Origin of the sequence: Micromonospora sp. NPDC048843 (assembly GCF_040649965.1) — a bacterium.
Lineage (GTDB): Bacteria > Actinomycetota > Actinomycetes > Mycobacteriales > Micromonosporaceae > Micromonospora > Micromonospora hortensis.
Window position 1 is genome coordinate 1 of sequence record NZ_JBEZGJ010000340.1, and the last position, 3,113, is coordinate 3,113.

Annotated in this window: 4 protein-coding genes and 3 pseudogenes; 2 read left to right on the forward strand and 5 right to left on the reverse strand. The window is 72.3% G+C overall.

Annotated elements, in window-relative coordinates:
- Nucleotides 1-95, forward strand: a pseudogene (locus AB0C20_RS35805) (signal peptidase I); the annotation flags it as partial.
- Nucleotides 96-120: 25 nt separating this feature from the next.
- Here the strand turns inward: AB0C20_RS35805 and AB0C20_RS35810 are convergent.
- The 4 genes from AB0C20_RS35810 to AB0C20_RS35825 form a co-directional block, all read right to left on the reverse strand.
- Complete coding sequence (locus AB0C20_RS35810; protein WP_357190545.1) at nt 121-507, reverse strand: VOC family protein; 387 nt, start codon at nt 505-507, stop codon at nt 121-123.
- The gene (locus AB0C20_RS35815) at nt 504-1,229 is read right to left on the reverse strand and encodes a DUF4287 domain-containing protein (RefSeq protein ID WP_357569680.1); all 726 of its coding nucleotides are present in this window, start codon (nt 1,227-1,229) and stop codon (nt 504-506) included. The genes AB0C20_RS35810 and AB0C20_RS35815 overlap by 4 nt, the downstream gene beginning before the upstream one ends.
- Before the next feature lie 188 nt (nt 1,230-1,417).
- Complete coding sequence (locus AB0C20_RS35820; RefSeq protein ID WP_357190548.1) at nt 1,418-1,834, reverse strand: YchJ family protein; 417 nt, start codon at nt 1,832-1,834, stop codon at nt 1,418-1,420.
- A 24-nt stretch (nt 1,835-1,858) separates the two neighbouring features.
- On the reverse strand, nt 1,859-2,626 hold the full coding sequence (locus tag AB0C20_RS35825; RefSeq protein WP_357569681.1) for an SGNH/GDSL hydrolase family protein: 768 nt from the start codon (nt 2,624-2,626) through the stop codon (nt 1,859-1,861).
- 88 nt (nt 2,627-2,714) lie between these two features.
- Here AB0C20_RS35825 and AB0C20_RS35830 point away from each other — a divergent pair.
- A pseudogene (locus AB0C20_RS35830) lies at nt 2,715-2,957 on the forward strand (MBL fold metallo-hydrolase); the annotation flags it as partial.
- Here the strand turns inward: AB0C20_RS35830 and AB0C20_RS35835 are convergent.
- Nucleotides 2,939-3,113 (reverse strand): annotated as a pseudogene (locus tag AB0C20_RS35835) (hypothetical protein); the annotation flags it as partial. The pseudogenes AB0C20_RS35830 and AB0C20_RS35835 sit on opposite strands and share 19 nt — an antisense overlap.

Sequence of the window (3,113 nt, forward strand, 5' to 3'; positions counted from 1 at the left end):
CCCGTGGGGTGGACCACTCCTGGTTCGCCGAGCGCGCGTCGGTGGTGTTGACAGTGCGCTGGCCCTCGTTGCCGGGCTACCGCGCGGACCCGCCGAGGGTGCCGCCGCCGGGCCGCACTGTCAGCCGGCCATGTGCAGGAACGACCACTGGTGGCCGTCGAGGTCGCGGAAGCCGCGCATGTACATCGGCCCGTTGGCCATCCCCGGCCCCAGCGACTCCCCACCGGCGACCGCCGCCTGGTCGACCAGTTCGTCGACCTGCCCTCGGCTCGACGCCGACAGCCCGATGATGACCTCGCGGCTGGTCGCCGTGTCCGGCGTGGCGACCCCGGTGTACGCCTCGAAGCCCGAGCGCAGGTGCAGCACCAGCCGGGTGGTGTCGGAGATGGTGAGCACCGTGCTGTCGCCGTCCGGCTCGGCCTGGTCGCCGGTGAAGCCGATCGCCCGGTAGAACTCGGTAGCGGTGGTCAGGTCGCGCACCGGCAGGTTGATGAATGTCATGGTCATCGGTGGTCTCCGTCCGTTTCGAGCAACACCTTCAGCGCGGCGAGCCGGTCCCGCCAGTACGCCTTCAGCTCCGCGGCCTGCTCGGCTCCGGTCAGCTTCTCGTGCAGAACGCTGACCCGGGCCTTTGACTCGCCGATAGCGTCGATGCCGACGACGATCCTGGTGGGGCCACCGGCCCAGTCGGCGCGGAAGCTGCGCGGCGCGGTGGCGGTGCGGACGCGTACCTCGACGTCGGGCAGCCAACGGGCGCGTGCCGTCTCGTCGGCGAATGCCTCGAACAGTCGCAGTGCCGGCACGGCCACCGTCCGGCTCGCGCTGGCCTCGAAGCCACCGCCGCGCCGTTGACCCGGCGCGCGCAGACCGCGTGCCTGCTCGTACCCGACGGTGATGGTCTGTGCCCACCAGCCCGGCACCTCATGTTCGGTGGCGAGGTGACTGGCGATCCGGGTGTGCGTCCACTCGGTGGCGGACGCGGCGTCGAGCACTGCGAACCACTCGTTCCAGCCGCGGCCGGTCCGGGCGCGGATCAGGTCGTCGGCGATCCGCTCGGTCTGCGCGGCGGTAGCCGTGACGGTCGGTTCGGTAGGTGCTGGAGGGGACGCGGCGGTGGACGCCGGCTCGACGGTCCGACTGATCAGGTGCCGGCGGGCGGTGGTGTAACTCTCGCCGGTCTTCTCCATCCGGGCCCGGACCCGGGCCTTGAGCGATCTCTGGGTGGTCATCACATGCTCCCGGTCAACGGCACGGTCACCGGGACTCACGCTCCCGCCGACCCCGCCGGAGTGGGGCATGTGGCACCACGTCCCGAGGGCTCAAGGCCCCCTTTGCCTCCGCGTTGCCGGCGGCGTGAGCGCCGGGAGGGAGGTGCGGCGCAGGACTACGCCGACGTCATCCTACGCCCAAACAGCCGTCAGGGTTGGTCACCGTCGAGGTAGACCCACCGGCCGTCCTCGCGGACGAACCGGCTGTGTTCGGTCAACGTGCCGGGCTGGCCCGCGTCCCGGTAGTGGGCCTGGAAGGTCACAGTGCCGGCGGTGTCGAGCAGGCCGCCCCGCTCGGTCTCCACGATCTCCAGTCGGGTCCACCGCTGCCCCGGGTCGAGCTCCAGGGAGGCGGGCCGGGTCGAGGAGTGCCAGCTGCGCAGTAGGTAACCGGAGTCGCCGAGGGCGAAGGCGCTGAACCGGGAGCGCATCAACGCCTCGGCCGTCGCCGGGGAGTCGCCGCCGTGCGCCGGCGCGCAGCAGTCCGCGTACGCCCGGCCGGAGCCGCACGGGCACACCCGTCCCGTTGTCGCGTTCGCCCGCCGACGTCCCGCACCCTTACCCACGTCGCCAATCCTGCCGCATCCGCCCTAGTCGAGCGGCACCGGCAGCGGCACCGGCCGCTTGGCCACCCGGTCGTCACCCGACGACTGGCCGCGTAGGTGCCGGACCAGCCAGGGCATCAGGTGCCGGCGGGTCCAGGCCAGCTCGGCGCCGAACACCTCGCCGCGGCGCCGCTGGGGTGCCGGCGGCAACGGCTGTGTCCATGAGTCGTCGAACCCGGGCAGACCCGCCGTGTACGCCAGTGCGGCGGCGATCCGCTCGTGCCCGGCGCTGTTGGCGTGCAGCCGGTCGTCGCTCCACAGCCGGGGATCGGAGGAGACCGGATGAGCGCCCAGGTCGAGGAGGGTGGCCCCGGTCCGTGCGGTGGCGGCCCGCAGCGCCTCGTTGAGCGCCAGCATGCGACCACGCAGCGGCCGGGCCAACGGCATCACGGGCGCCGGATCCGGCATCGTGAAGGTCAGCACTGTGGCCCCCTGCTCGACCAGTGCCTGCTGCATCGACGCGACATCCCCGGCGACCTGGTCCGCGTCGAAGGAGGGGCGCAGCACGTCGTTCATGCCGGCTACCACCGTGGCCAGGTCGGGTGCCAGGTCGAGGGCGGGCTGGAGTTGCTCGGCCCGGATCAGCGCGGTGGTCCGGCCACGGATGGCCAGATTCGCGTATTCCAGACCGCCCTGGGCACGGGCTACCGCCAGGGCGAACCGGTCGGCCCAGCCCCGGTAGCCGCCGACGCCGTCCGGGTCGTCGAGCCCTTCGGTGGTGCTGTCGCCGATCGCCACGTACCTCTGCCACATCACCCGCGCGAGGTTAGCCCTCCGTCAGCTCAGGCGGACCGCCGGTGGGTCGAGAACGACAGTTGACGATCCTTCCTAGACTCGCGACATGACGCGTGCCCCTGCGGTGCCACTGGCCCCGAACGTCTGGCGTATCCCCACTGTGGGCCGCGCGGCCGTCAACTCGTACGCCTTCGTCGACGACGACGGCAGCGTCACGCTGGTCGACTGCGGGCTGGCCAAGGCGCCGGCTCGGATCGTGCTCGGGCTCGCTGCGATGGGCAAGGTGCCGGCGGACGTCACCCGTATCGTGCTCACCCACGCGCACCCCGATCACGCTGGCGGCGCGGCGGAGCTGGCCCGCCGCACCGGCGCTCCGGTCGCGGCGCACGCCGCCGACGTGCCGTACGCGGTGTTCGACTCGGCCATCTTGTGCGTGTCCTCGCGCCGCTTGACGGCGGCACCGAGGCCGTTGCTCGCGTCCAGCAGCTCGTTCATCAGCCGCTCG

What these genes read in the sequence shown, in the direction of transcription:
- AB0C20_RS35810 (WP_357190545.1), bottom strand. Translation starts at nt 507, where the DNA reads ATGACCATGACATTCATCAACCTGCCGGTGCGCGACCTGACCACCGCT.
- AB0C20_RS35815 (WP_357569680.1), bottom strand. Translation starts at nt 1,229, where the DNA reads ATGACCACCCAGAGATCGCTCAAGGCCCGGGTCCGGGCCCGGATGGAG.
- AB0C20_RS35825 (WP_357569681.1), bottom strand. Translation starts at nt 2,626, where the DNA reads ATGTGGCAGAGGTACGTGGCGATCGGCGACAGCACCACCGAAGGGCTC.